At 70.7% G+C, this 20474-nt stretch carries 21 protein-coding genes and 1 pseudogene; 9 read left to right on the top strand and 13 right to left on the bottom strand.

The features are described from left to right. Positions 1-2: 2 nt before the first annotated feature. Positions 3-884: a hypothetical protein gene (locus ABZ842_RS02570; RefSeq protein WP_361530370.1), complete on the bottom strand. Its 882-nt coding sequence runs from the start codon at positions 882-884 to the stop codon at positions 3-5. A gap of 112 nt (positions 885-996) precedes the next feature. Continuing rightward, the gene (locus ABZ842_RS02565) at positions 997-1194 is read right to left on the bottom strand and encodes a hypothetical protein (RefSeq protein WP_361530367.1); all 198 of its coding nucleotides are present in this window, start codon (positions 1192-1194) and stop codon (positions 997-999) included. Between the two features lie 255 nt (positions 1195-1449). Here ABZ842_RS02565 and ABZ842_RS02560 point away from each other — a divergent pair, with 255 nt between their 5' ends. Continuing rightward, complete coding sequence (locus tag ABZ842_RS02560; RefSeq protein WP_361530364.1) at positions 1450-2364, top strand: hypothetical protein; 915 nt, start codon at positions 1450-1452, stop codon at positions 2362-2364. 28 nt (positions 2365-2392) lie between these two features. On the opposite strand, the gene ABZ842_RS02555 is transcribed toward ABZ842_RS02560, so the two are convergent. From ABZ842_RS02555 to ABZ842_RS02525, 7 genes are all read right to left on the bottom strand, one after another. After that, a complete protein-coding gene (locus ABZ842_RS02555; protein ID WP_361530361.1) occupies positions 2393-2650 on the bottom strand; it encodes a hypothetical protein in 258 nt (85 codons plus the stop codon). Between the two features lie 149 nt (positions 2651-2799). Further along, positions 2800-3090, bottom strand: a complete 291-nt coding sequence (locus tag ABZ842_RS02550; protein ID WP_361530358.1) for a hypothetical protein — start codon at positions 3088-3090, stop codon at positions 2800-2802. 122 nt (positions 3091-3212) lie between these two features. Then, positions 3213-3830 (bottom strand): phage tail protein, encoded by a 618-nt coding sequence (locus ABZ842_RS02545; RefSeq protein ID WP_361530355.1) that lies wholly within the window; start codon positions 3828-3830, stop codon positions 3213-3215. 97 nt (positions 3831-3927) lie between these two features. Beyond that, positions 3928-4341 carry a hypothetical protein gene (locus ABZ842_RS02540; protein WP_361530352.1) on the bottom strand — a complete coding sequence of 138 codons (414 nt, stop codon included), beginning with the start codon at positions 4339-4341 and terminating at the stop codon, positions 3928-3930. A gap of 598 nt (positions 4342-4939) precedes the next feature. Next, positions 4940-5158, bottom strand: a complete 219-nt coding sequence (locus ABZ842_RS02535) for a hypothetical protein (RefSeq protein ID WP_361530349.1) — start codon at positions 5156-5158, stop codon at positions 4940-4942. Continuing rightward, positions 5152-5859, bottom strand: coding sequence for a hypothetical protein (locus tag ABZ842_RS02530; protein ID WP_361530346.1), 708 nt, complete (start codon positions 5857-5859; stop codon positions 5152-5154). Before ABZ842_RS02530 ends, ABZ842_RS02535 begins: the two co-directional genes overlap by 7 nt. Further along, positions 5856-6158, bottom strand: a complete 303-nt coding sequence (locus ABZ842_RS02525; protein WP_361530343.1) for a WhiB family transcriptional regulator — start codon at positions 6156-6158, stop codon at positions 5856-5858. The genes ABZ842_RS02530 and ABZ842_RS02525 overlap by 4 nt, the downstream gene beginning before the upstream one ends. 300 nt (positions 6159-6458) lie before the next feature. Here ABZ842_RS02525 and ABZ842_RS02520 point away from each other — a divergent pair, with 300 nt between their 5' ends. From ABZ842_RS02520 to tuf, 5 genes are all read left to right on the top strand, one after another. Further along, positions 6459-6911 carry a helix-turn-helix transcriptional regulator gene (locus tag ABZ842_RS02520; RefSeq protein WP_361530340.1) on the top strand — a complete coding sequence of 151 codons (453 nt, stop codon included), beginning with the start codon at positions 6459-6461 and terminating at the stop codon, positions 6909-6911. A gap of 437 nt (positions 6912-7348) precedes the next feature. Beyond that, the gene (gene rpsL / locus ABZ842_RS02515) at positions 7349-7720 is read left to right on the top strand and encodes a 30S ribosomal protein S12 (protein WP_003948652.1); all 372 of its coding nucleotides are present in this window, start codon (positions 7349-7351) and stop codon (positions 7718-7720) included. Positions 7721-7722: 2 nt separating this feature from the next. Beyond that, entirely contained in the window at positions 7723-8193 is a 471-nt protein-coding gene (gene rpsG, locus ABZ842_RS02510; RefSeq protein WP_361530337.1) for a 30S ribosomal protein S7, read from the top strand. A 39-nt stretch (positions 8194-8232) separates the two neighbouring features. After that, on the top strand, positions 8233-10359 hold the full coding sequence (fusA, locus tag ABZ842_RS02505) for an elongation factor G (protein WP_361530334.1): 2127 nt from the start codon (positions 8233-8235) through the stop codon (positions 10357-10359). A 162-nt stretch (positions 10360-10521) separates the two neighbouring features. Continuing rightward, positions 10522-11715, top strand: a complete 1194-nt coding sequence (tuf, locus tag ABZ842_RS02500) for an elongation factor Tu (protein WP_361530331.1) — start codon at positions 10522-10524, stop codon at positions 11713-11715. Between the two features lie 98 nt (positions 11716-11813). Here the strand turns inward: tuf and ABZ842_RS02495 are convergent, their stop codons facing one another. Next, positions 11814-12596 carry a hypothetical protein gene (locus tag ABZ842_RS02495; protein WP_361530328.1) on the bottom strand — a complete coding sequence of 261 codons (783 nt, stop codon included), beginning with the start codon at positions 12594-12596 and terminating at the stop codon, positions 11814-11816. Positions 12597-12725: 129 nt separating this feature from the next. Here ABZ842_RS02495 and ABZ842_RS02490 point away from each other — a divergent pair, with 129 nt between their 5' ends. From ABZ842_RS02490 to ABZ842_RS02480, 3 genes are all read left to right on the top strand, one after another. Continuing rightward, positions 12726-13457, top strand: a complete 732-nt coding sequence (locus ABZ842_RS02490; RefSeq protein WP_361530325.1) for a Crp/Fnr family transcriptional regulator — start codon at positions 12726-12728, stop codon at positions 13455-13457. 252 nt (positions 13458-13709) lie between these two features. Beyond that, positions 13710-16136 (top strand): AAA family ATPase, encoded by a 2427-nt coding sequence (locus tag ABZ842_RS02485; RefSeq protein WP_361530322.1) that lies wholly within the window; start codon positions 13710-13712, stop codon positions 16134-16136. Positions 16137-16177: 41 nt separating this feature from the next. After that, positions 16178-16432 carry a hypothetical protein gene (locus tag ABZ842_RS02480; RefSeq protein ID WP_361530319.1) on the top strand — a complete coding sequence of 85 codons (255 nt, stop codon included), beginning with the start codon at positions 16178-16180 and terminating at the stop codon, positions 16430-16432. Between the two features lie 154 nt (positions 16433-16586). Here the strand turns inward: ABZ842_RS02480 and ABZ842_RS02475 are convergent, their stop codons facing one another. The 3 genes and pseudogenes from ABZ842_RS02475 to ABZ842_RS02465 form a co-directional block, all read right to left on the bottom strand. Next, a complete protein-coding gene (locus ABZ842_RS02475; protein ID WP_361530957.1) occupies positions 16587-18593 on the bottom strand; it encodes a PIG-L family deacetylase in 2007 nt (668 codons plus the stop codon). A 433-nt stretch (positions 18594-19026) separates the two neighbouring features. Then, positions 19027-19916: pseudogene (locus ABZ842_RS02470) on the bottom strand (hypothetical protein). Positions 19917-20005: 89 nt separating this feature from the next. Further along, positions 20006-20461: an ATP-binding protein gene (locus tag ABZ842_RS02465; protein ID WP_361530316.1), complete on the bottom strand. Its 456-nt coding sequence runs from the start codon at positions 20459-20461 to the stop codon at positions 20006-20008. Positions 20462-20474 lie beyond the last annotated feature (13 nt).

Below are 20474 nucleotides of genomic sequence, written 5' to 3'. Positions count from 1 at the left end.
GGTCAGCTGGTGCCGACCGCGGCGGCGGCGCGCCCCGCGGCGGTCGTGAGGTTGTTGAAGCGGGTGGTGAGGGTGCCCGTGGCGCTGGAGAGTCGCCCGGCGGCCGAGGCGATGCTGTTCAGGTGGGCGGGGCTGACTTCCTTCGTCTTCCGGTCGAGCGCGCCGACCTGGATCCAGACCTGGCGGAGGTGGTCGGGCTGCAACTTCGGCTTGCCGAGGGCGGTGTTCAGCTTCTCGGCGGCGCTCGCGAGCTTCTTCACCTCGCTGGACTTGGGCGACCGGGCCATCTCTTCGTTGAACTTCCGCACCTGCGGAATGAGGCGGCCGATGACCCGCTCGTGCGCGCTGAGCTGCTGCGTGTTGATGTTGGAGCGGATGACCCGGAGGGCGGGGGCGGCGAGGGCCTCACTGGGGCGCATCGTCGCGATGCGGCCCCGGTCGTTCCTGCCCCAGACCCGGCCGACTTCCCCATTGGGGTCCGGCTCGCTCCTGCCCAGGCGGATGTTGCGCTGCTCGCGCATCTTGCTCAGCGGCAGCCAGAGCCGGTTGAAGGCGTGCAGCGTGCCGCCGAGGCCCATGATGAGCAGCGTCAGGGCGCCCATGGCACCCAGGAGGATGATCTGCCCCGTGCCGAAGTCCTTGATCGCGCCGGCCAGCGGGCCCAGCTTGAGCTGTTCGAGGATGGCTTCCCACGGGGCCTTCTCCTCCTTCTTCGGCCCCTTCTCCACCGCCTTGATGATCTCCTTGGCCTTGGCCTGCAACTCGGCGTCGGTGACGTAGTCCTTAGCGTTCTTGCTCTCCTGGCCGGGGGTCTTGAGGCCGGATATGTCCTTCTTGAGCTCGGCGATCCTCTCCAGGATCTCCGCGTGTCCTGTCTGAGCCATCTCTACCTCGCATCGCTGCGTCGGAGGCCCGTGCGCGCCCCGCACACGCGAACCACCCGCCCGGGAAGTGCGCGGGCGGGTGGCTTGGGGGGCGTACGGGCGGGGCCGGAGGTCAGGCGCGCCTCACGTGGAGTTCCGCGAGCGCGTCGTTCCAGCCGGCCTTGTACGCGTGGGTCTCGCGAGCCGCGACTTCCGCGTCGAGGGTGGCGAGCAGGGCTTTCACATCGAGGGGTCCAGGGGTGCGCAGGAGCGTGGCCAGCCGGTCGTGGAACGTGCTGCCCGCGTGGCTTCCTCCGGTGTGAGGCGTCATGGTCCCCTGCCTTCCGATCACGTGCCGGTGCGACGGGATCACGGTCGGTCGCCGGACCCCGGCGTTGGACTCTATCGAGCTGTTCGAACTGATGTGCGAATCATTGTCGGGCGTGAAGGTTCGGGTTGTCGAGCGTCAACGACCCGTGTCTCCCGTGTGAAGGCCAGACATGCACCATGGAACGAGCGTCAGAAGACGCGCGTCAGGGGGGCGTTGGACCTCTTGGCGTCTGGGTGGGGGAGGCACTGCGTACACATGGACGGGAACTTGGGGGCGGATCGGGACGATTCTGCGATCGATTGGCTGGATTGCTCCCCTGACCTGCCGCATCTCTTCGCCCGGATCTCCGAACTGGTCTTCCGGCACGGGCTGCACCCCTCCGACCTCGTCGTGCTGCCGCGCGCCGAGGTCGACCGGCGGGAGACGGCCGCCTTCACCGCCGGCTGGGCCGATGCGGTGGCGGAGGAGCTGCCCGGCATCCGGCTCTCGTACGAGAAGCTGATCGCAGACGCCTACGCCCAGGGCCAGTTGGTCGCCCGCGGCGTCCGGGTGCCCCGGCGCACCGACGTGGTGCGCACCGACGGAGCCCAGGTGATCGCGCTGCCCTTCGCGCGCCTCATGGAACCGCCGGACGTCGTCGTGCACGCGGAGGAGCGCGCCCACCAGGAGCGGGCGCACCTCAACGGGCTGGCGCAGGCGCGCGAACCCGCCGACGAGGAGCCCCATCGAAGCGACGGGTGGACCGCCCGTCCTGTGCCGGCCGTACCGCCCGTACCGCCCGTACCGGCCGAGCCGGCTCCGGAGCCCGTGCCGGACGTCGTCGCCGAGGAGGCTCCCGTGCTGCTCACCGCACGGGAGGTACGGGAGAGGCAGGCGGCGCGCATCATGCGCAAGGTGCTGCGCGGCAAGCGCGGACGGCCGATCGTGCCGCCGCTGGCCCCGCTGCCGCCGCAGGTCGGTGGGGGGAGGCGGCCCGAAGGAACGGCACGCGAGGGGAAGGGCGAGCAGGTCGGGCAGGTCGAGCAGGTTGACCGGGTCGAGCGAGCTGAACGGGTCGAACGGGTGGTGCGAGCCAAACGGGTCAAACGAGTTGAACGGGTGGAACAGGTGGAACGGGTCGAACGGGTGGAACGGGTCACGCCGGATCCGCCCCCGGAGGCCGCGCCCTGAAACGGGGCGGACTCCGGGGGCCGTGGCATCAGCCGAAGAACCGAGCGATCTCCGCGGGGGCCGGCGCCTTCGCTCCGCCGTCGGCTTCCGCGTCCGGGTCCTGTGACGCGTCGCTCGACGCGTCGCCCGGCCGCGGCACCGGCTTGGGCGGATCCTGCTGGTCGCCCTCCTCGGAGTTGGCGCTCGCGAACATCCAGTTGGAGACCGCGAGATGGTCGACGACCGCCGCCAACAGGTGGTCGCTGACGGACCAGTCGGCGGCCTCCCCGTGCACGGACCGGCTCACGGCGCTCTCCGCCGGCAGGTGCTTCAGCAGCACCGCGACCCGGCGGCTGGAGAGTTCGCCCCGGTGCCAGTCCAGCAGGTCGACGCCGTAGTAGCGGAGCAGGTCCGCTTCAAGGGCCTCGGCGTGTTCGTCGACGAACGCGGCGAGGCTCAGCCTTCCCCCAGGCCGAGCCCGGTCTCCTTGCCGTACGCCTCCAGGACGGCGGCGACGTCCTGCATGGAGAGCTCGTACTCCTCGAAGCGGGCGAACTGTTCGTCGCCCATCAGCAGCGCGAGCAGCCCGTCCACGTCGTTGTCGTCGAGCTTGCGCAGCGCCTTCGCGGTGGCGCGGCTCAGCTCGGTGGGGAGGGTGAAGGTCTCGCCGTCCAGATCGAAGGACCAGGTGCGACCGCGCGCCTCCAGGCGCTGGGCGCGGGCTGCGTTGACGTCGAAACGGGCCATGACGCGTACTCCTCGGTTCGTGTGCTGGAGAAGAAGAGGGGGCGGGGGCGGTGCGGCGCGCGGTCACGCGGCCGACCGCCCCCGGGAGGGAGCAGGGATCAGAGCGCGGGTCGGACCGGAGGTCAGACCGTGGCGGAGTAGGAGTTGTCCTTCATCACGAAGCTCGCCAGCGCCTTGCCCTCGCCGCGGGACATCGCCGTGAAGGTGATGCCGAGCGTGGCCGCGGACTTGCGCGCCAGCTTGATGTCGTCGGACGCGGTGACCTGGCCGCGCGGGATGGCGAAGCGGTACTTCACCGCGGTGTTGGTGCCGGCCTTGACGTCGGTGAACTCCAGGCCGAGGGCGCGCACGTCGGCGTACGCGCGCTCGGCGATGTCGTAGCGGTAGACGTCGGTGGTGGCCGGGGGCGTGCCCTCGGTCTTGATCTCGCCGCCGCCCATGAAGAACGGCAGCGTGTCCTCGTTGAACTGGAGCAGCGAGAACTTCAGCGTCAGGTCCCGGTCCGAGTACACGAAGTGGATCGGGCTGACGGCCTGCCACGAGTCGACCGGCTCCAGCTTGTCCTTCTTGGCGAAGGTGACGCCGTCGGCGGTGGTGAAGCCGAGGTCCTTCCAGCCGCCCGCCGTCCAGTCGGCGCTGGAGTTGTCGGTGAAGGCGACCGGCGCCTCGGTACCGGCGGCGGCGACGTACAGTCGGCCGCTGCCGGCGACGCGGATCTCGGACGAGTTGGCTCCTGCCATGGTGGATCTCCTTGGTGGGTGGGTGAGACGGACCCGGTGGTGGGCCCGGGTACGGCAAAGGCCCCGCCGGCGGCGGGGCCTCGATCGGGGGCGAACGTCAGAAGACGTTCAGCGAGAGCCGGATCACGCAGACGTAGCGGTTCGCGGCGCGGTACACGTAGTCGGGCAGCCAGCGCGGGCCGTCCTCCTCCTCGACGTCGGTGATCGCGTTCACGCCGTACGTCCTGCCGATCGCGGCGAGCAGTACGCGCCGCGCCGCGTTGCACAGGACGTGCGCGTCGGCCTTGGTCGGCCCGTAGACCTCGAACTCGATCAACGGCATGTCGACGTGCAGGTCGCCGGTCCAGGCGCCGCCGCGCCGGTTGACGAGCACCGCGCGGGTGGTGCCGTTGAAGCCGGGCGGCGGGTCGACCGCGATGTGCGCCTGCGTCGCGACGAGGGCGGCGTCGGCCTTGAGGATGTCGACGACCAGCGCCTCGACATCGGGGAAGGCACCCGGGGGTGTGGTCATGTCGGATCACCTCGGTGAAGTGGCGGGGGGCGGGCGTTGCGGGTGCGTTGCGGGTGCGCTGCGGCGCCCGAATGCGGACGGCGGAGCTGTGTGGGGGTTGCCCCGGGCACAGCTCCGCCGCTGCGCCAACTGTGACAGAGAGCGTGCGCGCACGCAACTAACCGCGCCCTGTGCCCGCGGCCCTTGCGCCTTCCTTGCCCTCTGCGGCCCGTCTGTGGCTGCTCGCGCAGTTCCTCCCCCTGTGCCCTGCGGGCACGGGGGCACCCCCCAGCGCCCCAAACACCCTGCCCTCAGCCCGCAGGCAAGTGACGGGGGAAGCGAAACAGGGGCGCGGGGAACTGCGCGACAAGCCACAGACGGGCCGCGGATATGAACGCTCCCGCAGGGAAGCGGCGGGGTATTGAGGGGCGCTGGGGGTCCCCCCACGCCCTCCGGGCGTAGGGGGCGGAACTGCGCGAACAAGCCCACCACCGGGCCGCAGAGGGCAACGCACCCGCAGGGGCGCGGCGGGTCGCCCAGTGGCGCAGGGCGAGGGAACGCGGAAGCGCCCCGCATCCCCGTTCGGGGACACGAGGCGCTTCGTGTCTGTGTCGTCAGCTCACCGCGCGGGACGCGCACCCGCCCGCCCACCCCGCCTCGCCGCCCGCTCCGCCGCGAAGACGTCCTCCAAGCGGAACAACTGCGCCCGCCCCGCCTTCCCCGCCGCCGTCAGCAGACCCAGCTGCACCCACTTGCGGATCGTCGCCGGCGCGACCCCCGCCTCCGCCGCGGCCAGCGGCCCGGGCAGGAGCGTCGGCGTCAGTGCCGGCCTCAGCACGGCACCTCCTCCATCGCCGCCGCGAACTGCTCCACACCGCACCCGGCCGCCGCCGCCAGCTCCCCCCACCGCTCCTCCAGCCACACGTGCCGGTACGCCGGGTCGTCCTGGCACCCGCACGTCTCGTCGTCGCAGGTGCACGCCGGGTTCACGCACAGCACCGCACGCCGGTCCGGGAAGGCCCGCAGCGACACCGAGTCGCACCACGGGCAGCGCCCGGAGACCCGTACGACCAGTTCCGTGTCGCCCAGGGCCCGCGCGCAGCGGCGCGCCATGCGGCGGAGTTCGTCGCGCACGTGCCGGGCGAGCACCGGATCCGCGGCCACGTCGTCCAGGAGCGCGGTGACCCGTCGCAGCCGTTCGACGACGGGCGCCCGGCCCGGGCGCGGCAGGCCGAGCCGGGCCCGTACGGCCTCCTCAAGCTCCACCACGCCGTCGGTCACGTCCCGGATGGCGTCCGACACGTGCAGCCGGATCGGCGCCGCGCCGCGCCCGGCGCCGGTGAGGCCGTGCAGCTTGTGGAGCAGCAGGGCCTCGCGGCGCTCCTCGCGCACGAGTTCGTCCAGGCCGGGGCGGGGCGCGGTCGGCCCGGGGCCGACGGGGCTGCGCCGGCCGGGTGCGAGTTCCTCGGCGAGCTCGGGGAACTGTCGTACGAGCGCCGCCGTCCACAGGGCGATGTCGCGCAGTACGGGATCGGTCACAGCTGACTCCCAAGGGCAGTGCGGGCGGTACGGGCGACGCCGGCGTCCAGGTCCACGACCCGCGCGATCCGCGCCGCCGACGCCGGGCGCCCGTTGCGCCACAGCCGCCCGGCGCAGACGCCGTCGAACCAGCTCTCGGCCGGCGCCACGGTCTCCTCGCACTCCCGCTGCACCGGACAGCGGGCGCAGGCGCGCAGCGCGGGCGCCGCCTGTTGGACCCCGCGGGCGAAGACGGCGGACGGGGGGAGCCCGACGCACGCGGCGGACAACTGCCAGGGGGTGGAGTCGGGCAGGGGCAAGGCGTCTCTCCAGGGTCCGAAGGGCCGGATGACGAACGGTGCGTGTGACGAGCGGTGCGGGTGGCGAATGCGTGTGACGAAGGTCAAGGGCTGCCGGAACACCGTGGGACGCATGGGGCTCCAGGGGCTCAGGTGACCGCTGAGTGGGATGGGCAGTCACCCTGACATGTTGCGTGCGTGCGCGCAACTAAAATGTGAAGGGATCTTTGCTGTTTCGCCGCTCAGGGGAGCCTCGATCACGTAATTCCGTGCGCGCAAGCACGCTAGAGTGTGCATCTGAAGCTAGTGAGGAGCAGTTGCATGACGACTCATGGGCTGGACGAGTTCGCGGGCTGGGTCGAGGGCCTGATGCGAGAGCGCGGCTACGACATCGACAGTCCGCGCGGCGGAGGAAAGTCCAGGATCGCCGACGAAGCAGGGGTGCACCGGGCCGCGGTCACCCGTCTGCTGCAGCGCCAGAGCATGCCCGACCTGGAGACCATGCGCCGGATCGCCCCGCTCCTCGGGGTGTCCGTGCGCGACATGCTGATCAGGTCCGGACGGGTCACCCCCGAGGAACTTCCGCTGGGAACGGACCTCGCGCCACCGGCCGATCCCCGGCCCACCCTGGAGGACTTCGCGCGCTGGCTCGGCGTCCCCGACGACCGGATGGGCGTCTTCGTCAAAGTGGTGAACCAGTTCCTGGAGCCCGACGACGAGAGCGCCGCCGAGGGCGACGCACGCCCGGAGGGGCGCCGCCGGACCGCGGACTGACCCCCGGCCGACCCTCGCCGACCCCCATCCGCCGCGAACCGAGCCCCGCCGACCCCCGCCGCCCCGCCGGGCCCTGCCGCCGGCCCCGCCGAAACCGCGCCCGGGGCCGCGGACCTGCTGGCCAGCGCCGTACGGCGCGCCGCACCCCTGCGTACGCCGTCCGAACGGGGCGTTCTCCGAGGTCGCCCGGGCTGTCGCGTGCGTGGGCATTTGTTTTGACCCAAGTCCGTGCGGTAGGTACGCTCAGACCTTGTGCCTGGGGTGTGCCTGGGCTCCTGTGCGTGTCCTCAACCGCACGGCGAGTCCTCTGACCGGCCACCGTAATCTGCGCCCTCTCCGCTCTGCGGAGGAGCCCCGCAGCTTCGACACACCCGACCGCGTGGGTCGGCGACGTTCCAGGTTAGTTTTACTAACGGCACACAGAAACCGGAGAAGTAGTGCCTACGATCCAGCAGCTGGTCCGCAAGGGCCGGCAGGACAAGGTCGAGAAGAACAAGACGCCCGCGCTCGAGGGCTCTCCCCAGCGCCGCGGCGTCTGCACGCGTGTGTTCACGACCACCCCGAAGAAGCCGAACTCGGCCCTCCGCAAGGTCGCGCGTGTGCGTCTGACCTCTGGCATCGAGGTCACGGCCTACATCCCGGGTGAGGGACACAACCTGCAGGAGCACTCCATCGTGCTCGTGCGTGGTGGCCGTGTGAAGGACCTGCCGGGTGTTCGCTACAAGATCATCCGCGGTTCCCTGGACACCCAGGGCGTCAAGAACCGCAAGCAGGCCCGCAGCCGCTACGGCGCCAAGAAGGAGAAGTAAGAATGCCTCGTAAGGGCCCCGCCCCGAAGCGCCCGGTCATCATCGACCCGGTCTACGGCTCTCCTCTGGTGACCTCGCTCATCAACAAGATCCTGCTGCACGGCAAGCGTTCCACCGCCGAGCGCATCGTGTACGGCGCCATGGAGGGTCTTCGCGAGAAGACCGGCGCCGACCCGGTGATCACGCTGAAGCGCGCGCTGGAGAACGTCAAGCCGTCCATCGAGGTCAAGTCCCGCCGTGTCGGTGGCGCCACCTACCAGGTGCCGATCGAGGTCAAGCCCGGTCGCGCCTCCACCCTGGCGCTGCGCTGGGTCGTCGGCTACTCCCGCGCCCGTCGCGAGAAGACCATGACCGAGCGCCTGATGAACGAGCTGCTCGACGCCTCCAACGGCCTCGGCGCCTCGGTCAAGAAGCGCGAGGACACGCACAAGATGGCCGAGTCCAACAAGGCCTTCGCGCACTACCGCTGGTAGTCGCTACCCCCATCGAGAACCGAGAGAAGACTGAGCCACATGGCCACCACTTCGCTTGACCTGGCCAGGGTCCGCAACATTGGGATCATGGCCCACATCGACGCGGGCAAGACGACGACCACCGAGCGCATCCTCTTCTACACCGGTGTGAGCTACAAGATCGGTGAGGTCCACGACGGCGCCGCCACGATGGACTGGATGGAGCAGGAGCAGGAGCGTGGCATCACGATCACGTCTGCCGCGACCACCTGCCACTGGCCGCTCGAAGACGTCGATCACACGATCAACATCATCGACACCCCGGGTCACGTCGACTTCACCGTCGAGGTGGAGCGTTCGCTCCGCGTCCTCGACGGCGCCGTGACCGTCTTCGACGGTGTCGCCGGTGTCGAGCCGCAGTCCGAGACCGTCTGGCGTCAGGCGGACCGCTACGGCGTCCCGCGCATCTGCTTCGTCAACAAGCTCGACCGCACCGGTGCCGAGTTCCACCGCTGTGTCGACATGATCAGCAGCCGCCTGGGCGCGACGCCGATCGTGATGCAGCTCCCGATCGGTGCCGAGGCGGACTTCAAGGGCGTCATCGACCTGGTCCGCATGAAGGCTCTGGTCTGGTCCGCCGAGGCGGCCAAGGGCGAGATGTACGACGTCGTCGACATCCCGGCCACGCACGCCGAGGCCGCCGAGGAGTGGCGCGGCAAGCTGGTCGAGACCGTCGCCGAGAACGACGAAGAGATCATGGAGCTCTACCTGGAGGGCCAGGAGCCCACCGAGGAGCAGCTCTACACCGCGATCCGGCGCATCACCATCGCGTCCGGCAAGTCCTCGGACACCACGGTCACCCCGGTGTTCTGCGGCACCGCGTTCAAGAACAAGGGCGTCCAGCCCCTGCTCGACGCGGTCGTGCGCTACCTGCCGTCCCCGCTCGACGTCGAGGCCATCGAGGGCCACGACGTCAAGGACGCGGAGACCGTCATCAAGCGCAAGCCGTCCGACGACGAGCCGCTCGCCGCGCTGGCCTTCAAGATCGCGAGCGACCCGCACCTGGGCAAGCTGACCTTCATCCGGATCTACTCCGGGCGCCTGAACTCGGGCACCGCGGTGCTGAACTCCGTGAAGGGCCGCAAGGAGCGCATCGGCAAGATCTACCGCATGCACGCCAACAAGCGTGAGGAGATCGAGTCGGTGGGCGCGGGCGACATCGTCGCCGTCATGGGCCTGAAGCAGACCACCACCGGTGAGACGCTCGCGGACGAGAAGAACCCGGTCATCCTGGAGTCCATGGACTTCCCGGCGCCGGTCATTCAGGTCGCCATCGAGCCCAAGTCCAAGGGTGACCAGGAGAAGCTGGGTGTCGCCATCCAGCGTCTCGCGGAGGAGGACCCCTCCTTCCAGGTGCACACCAACGAGGAGACCGGCCAGACCATCATCGGTGGTATGGGCGAGCTCCACCTTGAGGTGCTGGTCGACCGGATGCGGCGCGAGTTCCGCGTCGAGGCCAACGTCGGCAAGCCGCAGGTCGCCTACCGCGAGACGATCCGCAAGGCCGTCGAGCGCGTGGACTACACGCACAAGAAGCAGACCGGTGGTACCGGTCAGTTCGCGAAGGTGCAGATCGCGATCGAGCCCATCGAGGGCGGCGACACGGCGTACGAGTTCGTGAACAAGGTCACCGGTGGCCGCATCCCCAAGGAGTACATCCCCTCGGTGGACGCGGGCGCGCAGGAGGCCATGCAGTTCGGCATCCTCGCGGGCTACGAGATGACGGGCGTCCGCGTCACGCTCATCGACGGTGGCTACCACGAGGTCGACTCCTCCGAGCTCGCCTTCAAGATCGCCGGTTCGCAGGCGTTCAAGGAGGCCGCGCGGAAGGCCAGCCCCGTGCTGCTCGAGCCGATGATGGCCGTCGAGGTCACCACGCCCGAGGACTACATGGGTGACGTCATCGGTGACATCAACTCCCGCCGTGGCCAGATCCAGGCCATGGAGGAGCGGGCGGGCGCCCGGGTCGTCAAGGGCCTGGTGCCGCTCTCGGAGATGTTCGGCTACGTCGGCGACCTCCGCAGCAAGACCTCGGGTCGCGCAAGCTACTCGATGCAGTTCGACTCCTACGCCGAGGTTCCCCGGAACGTCGCCGAGGAGATCATCGCGAAGGCCAAGGGCGAGTAACTCACCCGAGTACACGCTTTAGGCTTGTTCCCGGAGCCTTCGGGGCATTTCCCAGCGAACCGGTTCGTACCGGTGGGGAATGCCCCGGGCCCCGGCATCCCAGCAAAGATCACCTGGCGCCGATGAGTAAGGCGTACAGAACCACTCCACAGGAGGACCCCAGTGGCGAAGGCGAAGTTCGAGCGGACTAAGCCGCACGTCAACATCGGCACCATCGGTCACATCGACCACGGTAAGACGACCCTCACGGCCGCCATTACCAAGGTGCTGCACGACGCGTTCCCGGACCTGAACGAGGCCTCGGCCTTCGACCAGATCGACAAGGCTCCCGAAGAGCGCCAGCGCGGTATCACCATCTCCATCGCGCACGTCGAGTACCAGACGGAGTCGCGTCACTACGCGCACGTCGACTGCCCGGGTCACGCGGACTACATCAAGAACATGATCACGGGTGCCGCGCAGATGGACGGCGCCATCCTCGTGGTCGCCGCCACCGACGGCCCGATGCCGCAGACCAAGGAGCACGTGCTCCTGGCCCGCCAGGTCGGCGTTCCGTACATCGTCGTCGCCCTGAACAAGGCCGACATGGTGGACGACGAGGAGATCCTGGAGCTCGTCGAGCTCGAGGTCCGTGAGCTCCTGACCGAGTACGAGTTCCCGGGCGACGACGTCCCGGTCGTCAAGGTCTCCGCGCTCAAGGCTCTTGAGGGCGACAAGGAGTGGGGCGAGTCCGTCCTCAAGCTGATGGCCGCCGTTGACGAGGCGATCCCGCAGCCCGAGCGCGACGTGGACAAGCCGTTCCTGATGCCGATCGAGGACGTCTTCACGATCACCGGTCGTGGCACCGTCGTCACCGGTCGTATCGAGCGCGGCATCCTCAAGGTCAACGAGACCGTCGACATCATCGGCATCAAGACCGAGAAGACCACCACCACGGTCACCGGCATCGAGATGTTCCGCAAGCTGCTCGACGAGGGCCAGGCCGGTGAGAACGTCGGTCTGCTGCTCCGCGGCATCAAGCGCGAGGACGTCGAGCGCGGCCAGGTCATCATCAAGCCGGGCTCGGTCACCCCGCACACGGAGTTCGAGGCGCAGGCGTACATCCTGTCGAAGGACGAGGGTGGCCGTCACACCCCGTTCTTCAACAACTACCGCCCGCAGTTCTACTTCCGTACCACGGACGTGACCGGCGTCGTGACCCTCCCCGAGGGCACCGAGATGGTCATGCCGGGCGACAACACCACCATGACCGTCGAGCTGATCCAGCCCGTCGCCATGGAGGAGGGCCTGAAGTTCGCCATCCGTGAGGGTGGTCGTACGGTGGGCGCCGGCCAGGTCACCAAGATCACCAAGTGATCTAGGCGCACCAGCCAACGAAGGAGCCCCGCACCTGCGAAGGTGCGGGGCTCCTTTGCGTCTTCCGTCAGGTCCGCGGGCTGGTGGGACGTCAGGAGTCAGGTCCTGCGGTCGGTGACGCGTACGTGCTGGGTGCCGTTCTGGACCGCGTAGACGGAGCCGTTCCCCTTGGCCTTGTTGCGCATCTTGCTGGGGCTGGGGCTGGGGCTGGGGGCGGGGTCGGGCTCTGGTGGGACGGGGTCGGCGGTTGCGGGGGGTTGCGTGGCTTCCTCCGGAGCGGGCGCGCTCGTCCGCTGGCCGGTTTGCCGGCCGGGAACGTGGAGCCACGCGGACGCGACGTACTCCTTTTCCGTGACGGTGACATCGTGGAAGGCGGCCGGATCGATCCCCGGATAACCGTGGCAGACGGTCTCCTCGTGGAAGTGCTGCGAGACGATCAGCGCCGCGACCGCGTCGGGGGCCCGGTTGAGGGCGACCCGGGTCGGTGCGGCGTTCAGCAGCCTGGCGAGCACTTCGAGCGGCCGGCCGACGACCTGGCCGTCGGGGTGGAGGTGGACGTCGCCCGCGTGCAGGGCGATCCGAACGCGGATCCGGGTCAGCGGACCGGCCAGCCGGTTGTGGGCGCGGAGGCGGGCGTCGAGTTCGTGGATCAGCGGGTGGATCAGCTTCGTCTTCCACAGCCCTGCCGGTGCGGTCACCTGGATGCCGTCGCCGAGGTCGGTGCACAGGCACGCGTCCCAGTCGATCCCGCTCCGCCCGAACGACTCGCGGAGCGCGGACAGCAGGGCGTGGCGGATCTCCAGGAACGCCGAGTCGCCGCGTCCCGCCGAGCGTTCGATGTCCACGGCGAACAAGGCCCGGTACTCCGGCTTTACATGCATGCGCACCTCTTGGGGTCGGAACGGGGAAAGACGGTCGACGCGTCTGTCGGACGCCTACTGTGCACTGATTGAACGCCCGGAATCCCGTAGCAATACTGGGTCCGACCGGTTGGCGGGAGGCGAGGACGCATGAGCGGCACGGCGCCGTACCGCGGCGGGAGCGAGCGGCCGGCGAGCAGGGAGTGGACCTGGCCCCGGTCGAGCCTGCTCGGCTCCCTCGCCCCGTCGGCCCGCGGCCGGCTCCTCGCGCTCGGTACGCGGGTGGGGTACGAGGCGGGCCGCGTCCTCATGCGCGAGGGCGACGCGACCGCCTTCGTCCTGCTCCTCGTCGACGGCGTGGTCAAGGCGACCGGGCGCACCCGCGACGGCCGGGACGCGCTGCTGGCCGTCCGCATGGGCGGGGAACTGGTCGGCGAACTCGCCGCGGTGGACGGCAAGCCGCGGTCGGCGACGGTCACCACGTGCGGGATCGTGACCGCCAGGGTGCTCGACCGCAAGGGCTTCCTCGCCTTCCTGGACCGGGAGCCCGCGATCGCGCACGCGGTCAACGCGTCCATCGTCGCCAAGCTCCGTGCCGCCAACAGCTACCGCGTCGACTTCACGGGGTGCGACGCCCCCACCCGGCTGGCCCGCGTGCTGTACCAGGTCGCGCTGAGCCACGGCGAGCACTCGGGCGACGGCATCGTGATCCGTTGGCCGATCACCCAACCGGAGCTCGGGACCCTGTCCGGGGCGGCCGAGCCCACCGTGCAGAAGGCGCTCCGCCGGCTCCGCGAAGCGGGTGTCATCTCCACGGGCTACCGCGCCATCAAGGTCGAGGACCTCGCCCGGCTGAACGCCATCGCCAACGATCAGCCGTGACGGCCGCCGCGTCCCGGGCGGAGGCGCGAGAGATGTAGCACGAGCTGTGGAAAAAGTGCCGAGAAACTGTCGTAAGACGGAATCGCCTGCGGACGTGCTCACTAGCGTGTGTCCCTCACCGACGGGGTGGTGGGGCTCCCGGGCCGCAGAACTCGCTGCTGCACCAAGGGGCTTCGGAAAGATCGACGGCCGGTCAAGGTGGTCAGCCGAGGAGGTCGTCACGCTCCGCGCGACCGGGATTGAGACGTAGCCATGGGCGAACCAGACATGCACCGACGGGAGCCGGCCGGAGGCGACGGGCAGAACGGGTCGGGGCCGCGGCGGGGTGCCGGGCGAACGGGCGACTCGTACAGCGCGTCCGTCGACGGAGACGCGTCGGGGCCCGTGGTCGTGGGCAACCACAACGTCGTGATCGACGGCGACGGCTCGCACGTCACCCTGATCGCCCCGCAGCAGCGCCCCGCACCGGTGCGCCGCGAGCAGGCCGTACTGCTCCCGCGCCGGCAGCGTGAACCCATCGGCAGGGAACGGGACCTGGACGCCCTGGAAGCGGCCGTCGAGGAGGGCGGCGGCCTGGTGCAGGTCTGGGGGCCGCCGGGGGTGGGCAAGAGCGCGCTGCTGCGGTACGCGGCGCACTGCCTGGAGCCCGGCCGGGACGGGGTGATCTTCCTGAGCGCCATCGACCACGAGGTCGACGACCTCGCCCAGAAGATCTTCGAAGCCTGTTACGAGGCTCCGGACTACGCGCCGTCGCGGACGGAGGTGCAGCGGCTGCTTGCACAGCTGGAGTTGATGGTCTACGTGGACGACGTGGACCTGGACCTTCGGCAACTGCGGGCGCTCACCGACGCCGCCCCGGCAGCGACGTTCGTCCTGGCCAGCCGGGAGCGGACCCTGCTCGGCGAGAGCACGTCGGTGGAGCTGCGGGGACTGGGCCCCGAGGCCAGCCTGTCCCTGCTGACCAGGGAACTGCGCGGGCCGTTGCCGCAGGGCCAGCGCGCCGCCGCCGACGAGCTGTGCACGCTGGCGCTCGGGATCCCCCTGTTGCTGCTGCGGGCCGCGGGCCTCGCCCGCGTCGACGGGCTGAGCAGCGTGACGCTGCCCCGCCCCGCGGAGATCAGCGGCCTGCTCCCGCTGCTGTTCCAGCGGCTCGGCGCGGCGCAGCTGCGTGCGCTGAACCTCTTCGCGACGTTGCAGGGCGCGGAGTTGTCCGCAGGTCACGTCGGCATCCTGTGCGACGTGTCCGACCCGGACGCCCTCTGCACGGAGCTGGCGGGGCTGGGCCTCGTCGTCGCCACGGAGCGCGGTTACCGGGGCGCCGCGGACGCGGTGCCCGAAGTGCGGCGCCGGGTGTCCGAACCCTTCCCCGCCGACCGGCTCTGCGACCACTTCACGCAGTGGGCGACCGCGCCGGGCGTCACACCCGCGGACGTCGCCGATCACGCGCGGGCACTGGAGATCGCGGCTCAACTCGCCGAGCGGCACGGACAGGCGGACCGCGCGGTGCGCCTCGCACGGGCGGTGTCGCCCCTGCTGGCGCGGTCACTGCGGGTGGGGGTCTGGGGCCGACTGCTGGATCAGGGCCAGCGCGCAGCCGACCAGACGGGGGACAACGCGGCCAGGGCGTACTTCACCCACGAGCGGGCGGTCCGCTTCCTGTTGCTCGGCCAGAAGGTGCTGGCGGCGACGTTGCTGGCCCAGGCGGTGGTGCTCTGGCGGGAGATCGGCAACAGCCATGGTGCTCAGGCCGCGCTCGACGCCCAGCAGTACGCGCCGCAGGTGGTGCCGGGGCACGTCGGTCCCGGCGCAGGCACCGGTGCCGGTGGCGCCGACGCGGGCTCTGGTGCCGGTTCCGGTACGGCGGGTCCCGCGCCGGACGTGGGTGCGCCGCCCGTACCGGACGCCGGGTCGTCGCAGGTGGCGGCGCACGGAATGCCGGCAGGTCCGACGGGCTCCACCACCCCCGCCACCTCGGCGGCCCCGCCCGCGCCCGACGCCCCCGTGAGCGCGCTGCACTCGACCTCGCAGAGCGTCGGCCAGTCCAGCGGGGCGGCATCCGGCTCGGCGGCGTCCGGCGGGAGCGGCGCGGCTGCCGGAGGCGGGGCCGCTGCGAGCGGGGCCGCCGCGGGAGGCGCTGCCGCTGCGAGCGGGGGCATGGGCCTGCTGCTGGCGGGCGCCGCCGCGCTCGTCGTGATCGGTCTCGGCGTCCAACAGATCCAGGAGTGGAACCGGGACTCGGCCAACTCCGGCACGTCCCGGTCGGGCACCGGGTTCGGAGACGCCGCGCGGGCGGGCGGGGGCGGGGAACCCACGTGGCCGGACGAGCCCACGCCGTCCGACGAACCCACGGAGCCCGACGGCCTAGCGGGAAAGTGGAGCAACGGAGCGGGCGACACCTTCGACGTCACCGAGTCGGGCGACGGCTCGTACACCCTGGGGCTGAGCTCGACCTGCGGGGGCGGAAGCCTGGAGTTCACCGGCAGCAACGGCAGGTACAGCGCCACGACGGAGCTGCACGATCAGTACTGCTCGGTCCGAGGGACGAAGGAGATGACGGTCACCCTCGCGTCCGACGCGCAGTCGGCCGACGTCGTGACGACCGACAGCGCGGAAACGGACGGCACGTGGGAGTGCACCACCTGCGGGACGGAGACCGACACCTGGACCCGCGTCGAATGACCGTCCGCGCGCCCCTCCACGCCTTGAAAGGAAATCCCACCATGACGAATTCGTCGGGCGACCAGTTCACGATCAGCGTCGGCCGTGACGCAAGCGGCCCCCTCGTCGCGGGCCACAAGAACCGCGTAGAGGTCAACGGCCAGTCCCGCTCGGAGTCCCCGGAGCCCGCCGGCGACGACTGCGGCTCGACCCAGAAAAACGTGGCGAAGGACAACGCCTCCCTCTACACCGTTCAGAACGGTGAACTGCACGTCCACCACGAGGGCGCTCCGCGCGAAGCGACGCCGGGGGACTGACGGCCCGGGAAGCCCACGGGCCTGCGCCGGCGCACCGCCCTCGCCGTGTCCCTGCGGGAACGTTGGTCTCTGCGGCCCGGTGGTGGGCTTGTCGCGCAGTTCCGCCCCCTGTGCCCTGCGGGCGCGGGCGCCCCGCAGCCCGGACGCTTCCGGGTCAGCCCGCGGCCACGGGGAGCGGCTTGGCGTGGGGGCGCAGGAGCCAGGGTTGGGCCGCGTAGCCCATGCCCACAGCCGCCACCGTTCCGCCGCTCACCACCAGCTCAGGGAAGCCCACCGCCTCCACCCGCTGCGGAGCGCCCTGGACCTGTACGCGCCCCTTCAAATCGCGGCCGAGGAGGAACGGCTTGCCGGCCGCGAGGCCGACGGCGACCGGGCCGTACCCGTCCGCCTTGTCCACCACGCGGACCGCGGGCTCGTCGCCGTCCGCGCGGACCGCGACGAGTCGGCCCGACGCCGGCTGCCGGTAGTACGCCTCGACGCCGCCGTCCGCAAGGGCCAGCGCGGTGACGCCGTCGCCCGGCACCGGCAGCGGCTCGCCCTCCCGCTCGCGGAACGTCACGTCCTCCTCCGGCGCGTCCTGCGTCCAGTGGTGCACGGTTTCGCGGCCCGCCGCGAACAGGTGCACCCGGCCTTCCCCGTCGACGACCGCGGACAGCCCGTCCTGGATGTCCGCGCCGCCGAGGTCGTGCCAGCGCGCCCACGTGCCGTCGGCGTTGCGCACCCGGCTGCTCACGCCCTTGTCCGCGTTCCGTACGAACAGGTGTACGCGGCCGTCGCCGCCGGTCACCGCGACGGGCACGCCGATCCGTCGGCCCCGGTCGTCGGTGTGCTCGGGGTTGCCGAGGCCCTTCCAGGGCAGGAAGTCGCCGCCGGTCGCCCGCTGTTCCAGCAGCACGACCTCGCGGTGGTTCTCCGAGCCCCGTCCGCCGATCGCGGAGATCCGCAGGCCGAACAGGAGCTGGCGCCCGTCGCGCAGCGCGGCGTGGCCGAGCACGGGCGCGAGCGGTCCGCCGCCGAGGTCGGCGGGGTTCTCCCACGTACCGCTGCCGGCCTTCGTCTCGCGCCAGCGCACCGCGCGTAGACCCAGCACGCCGTACGCGGTGAGCCGTCCGTTCCCCTCCGCCACCGCGATCGGGCGCGCGCCGGGGTAGCGGTGGTGGGTGGAGCGCACCCAGCCCTTCTTGTTCCGCAGCGGGCGCACCCCGCCGACGGCGTAGTCGCCGCAGCCGGAGGAGTTGCCGCACTGCCAGGAGGGGTCGCCGCCGTACGGGACGAGGTGCGAAGCCTTCTCCTTCAGCACCTCGCCCGGCAGGTTCTTCGGCCAGTGCCGGTTGTAGTACCCGCGGAAGGAGGTGGCGACGAAGCCCGGCACCTCACCGCCGTTCGCCGTGGCGTCCCGCACCCAGCGCACCATCGCGGCCCAGCTGAAGCAGGCCGTCGCGGTGTGGTCGGCGTGGTCCGAGTAGCCGCGCTGCTCGGAGTCCTTCTTGCGGGTCGGCTCGTCGCTGTGCTGGATGTCCGGGTCCGGGTCCAGGGTCTGGACCACGGTCGGCCGGTACTGCTCCATCAGCCCGACGAGGACGTCGATCAGCCCCTCGTAGTCGTACGGCACGGTCTTGCGCAGCGGGGAGTCCTTCGCCACCACCGTCTGCACGCCGATGCCCCGGTCGTGCCACAGGCTGGGCAGCGCGGCGCGCCGGCGGGCGGTGCGCATCGGCAGGTTGAGGAAGACCAACTCGACGCGGCGGACGCCGTTGGTGAGCGTGTTGATCTCGGCGAGCCGGTCGCCGCGCAGCGAGACGACGCCCTTTGACCAGGCGGTGAACTGGTGCAGCCCGAGCAGTGTCGCGTACGCCTGCCGCAGTCCCTGGTGGCGGGCGGAGGAGTACGCGGGGCGGTCGGCGACCGTCTCTCCCTTGTGGCCCGGTATGCGGTTCAGACCGTTGTGTTCGCCGGCGGTCACGTAGACGCAGACGAGCGGCACGCCGGCGTCCAGCATCTGCTGGGTGTCCGGGTTCATGAAGTACAGGTCGTCGTCGGGGTGGGCGAGGATCTGCATGAGCTGCGCACGCCGCGAGGACGCTATGGGCATCCCGGGGGCGGGGTCCGCGGTCGGCACGGACTTGCGCCCGGGCGGGACGCTGCACGCGCCGGTGGCCATCCCCACCCCGACCAGCGCCCCGAGCGCGGCGACCACGGTCCGCCGCCGCGGGGTCCGCGCTCGACCGCCGTCGCGGTCCCCCCTGAGCACGGCAGGGGTAGTTGTCATACGCATGTACTTTGTGCTCCGTCCGCTTCCCCGGCAGCGGGCAGGCTGCCCCCGTTGTGCGTCCTACGTTGTGCGTTCTGCGTTGCTGTAGTGCTGCTGGTGGTGACTGGTGGTGACTGGTGGTGATGGGTGTGCATGTGCGCTGAAAAGGCTGGTCAGGCCACTTCCGCGATCCTCTAGACGGATAATCGTGATCCGGGGTTGCTCAGCACGGCGAGTTTTGTTGCGCCGGGGGTGGGCGTGTCGGACCGTGCATAGACACGACAGCGCCGCGCCGGTTCCTCCGCCGGCGCGGCGCTGTCAGTCGAACGTGGGTGTTGCGGCGTCAATCCTGGGGCTCGGACTCCTCGGTGAAGAGTTCGTCAGCGCTGGTGGCGGTGATCGCGCGGCCCAACCAGACGTCGAGCACGTCGAGGTCGGTGCAGGCGGCGACCCGCTCGCGCTGGTCGTCGGCGAGGAGGATGCCGCGCTTGTCGAGGACGGTGAGGATCGCTCGGGAGTGCCCTTGGGCGCGGCCTTCGTCCCGGATTTCCTCGGAGATCGGCGAGGTGTAGAAGGAGAGGTCCGTAGCCACCGAGGTTCCTCCAGTGCTCTGCGGCCGGGCGCTTGCCCAAGCCCTGTGAGATCAGTTCGATGACGGGGTTTGGCGACGGCTTCCGGCGTGTCCTGGAGTGCTTTGGACAGTGCCTTCAGTATGGCACCGACGTCCGGATCGTCAGCGTGGGTGATGGCGGAGAGGGCGGCGAGTGCCAGGTCCTTCCTGGCTGCTGCCGCGTCCCTGATCGGGGGCATGTTCTGTGGGCCGACCACCAGGGGGCGCAGGGTGAGCGCCGGCCATTGCGACGGGCCGATGTGGACCGGCCGCTCCGCCCATTCCGCGGTGGCGCGGTCCTGGCAGACCACCAGGAGCAGGGGCGGCAGTCGGTACTTGGAGTACAGGTACGACAGGTAGTACGCCCAGCTCCCGGTCTTGTCCGGGTCCTTCTTGCCCTGCGCCTCGACGGCGAGCAGGAAGGAGCCGTCGCCTTCCGTCTCGCACCGTAAGAGGGTGTCGAGTCGACGTTCGACGGGTCGGGCCTCGGTGAGGTCGGTCGGGAGGACCGTCACGGAGGCGATGGGGGAGAGGCCGAGTCCCAGTACCTGGGAGACCCCGGAGAAGAGCCCGGTGTACTCCTGGAAGATCCGGTGCGCGGCCTCGTGAGATGAGGTGACCATGGGATGGACGCTAGGCCCGAACGGCTGCATAATGATACTCGGTTCAGCATATTCATGCAGACGGGTGATCGGGGGTGGCGGCCTTGACGTCAGTGTGCGGGCGTGCCGCGTCGTGGGGAGTGGGTGGGGAGGTCCAGCTCTGCCCACACCGTCTTGCAGGGGGGCGGGCCGGACGAGACGCCCCAGCGGTCGGCGAGCCCGCTGACGATGAGGAGCCCGCGCCCGCCCTCGGCGGCTGGCTCTCTCTCGTCCTGCCGGCGCCGCATCGGGGCGCGGTCGCCCCGGGCGTCGATCAGTTCGATGCGGATGACGCCGGGCAGTGCCAAGAGTCGCAGCCGGAAGTCGCGCCCTTGCACGCGCCCGTGCATCACCGCGTTCGCGGCCAGTTCGGCGACGACGTGGCTGACGTTCGCGTGCTCGCAGCCCCAGGACTGGAGCTGCTGGATCGCGAGCAGCCGGGCGAGCCGGGCACCGCGTCGGGTCGCGGAGAGCTGCACGGAGAACTGGCGGGTGGCGGTGGGGGGTTGGGTGATCTCTTTGCTCACGCAGAACAGCGTG

Source organism: Streptomyces sp. NPDC047315 (assembly GCF_040643215.1).
In the GTDB taxonomy this organism is placed as follows: domain Bacteria; phylum Actinomycetota; class Actinomycetes; order Streptomycetales; family Streptomycetaceae; genus Streptomyces.
Note: the sequence above shows the minus strand (reverse complement) of the source record. Positions and strands in the feature narration are given on the sequence as shown.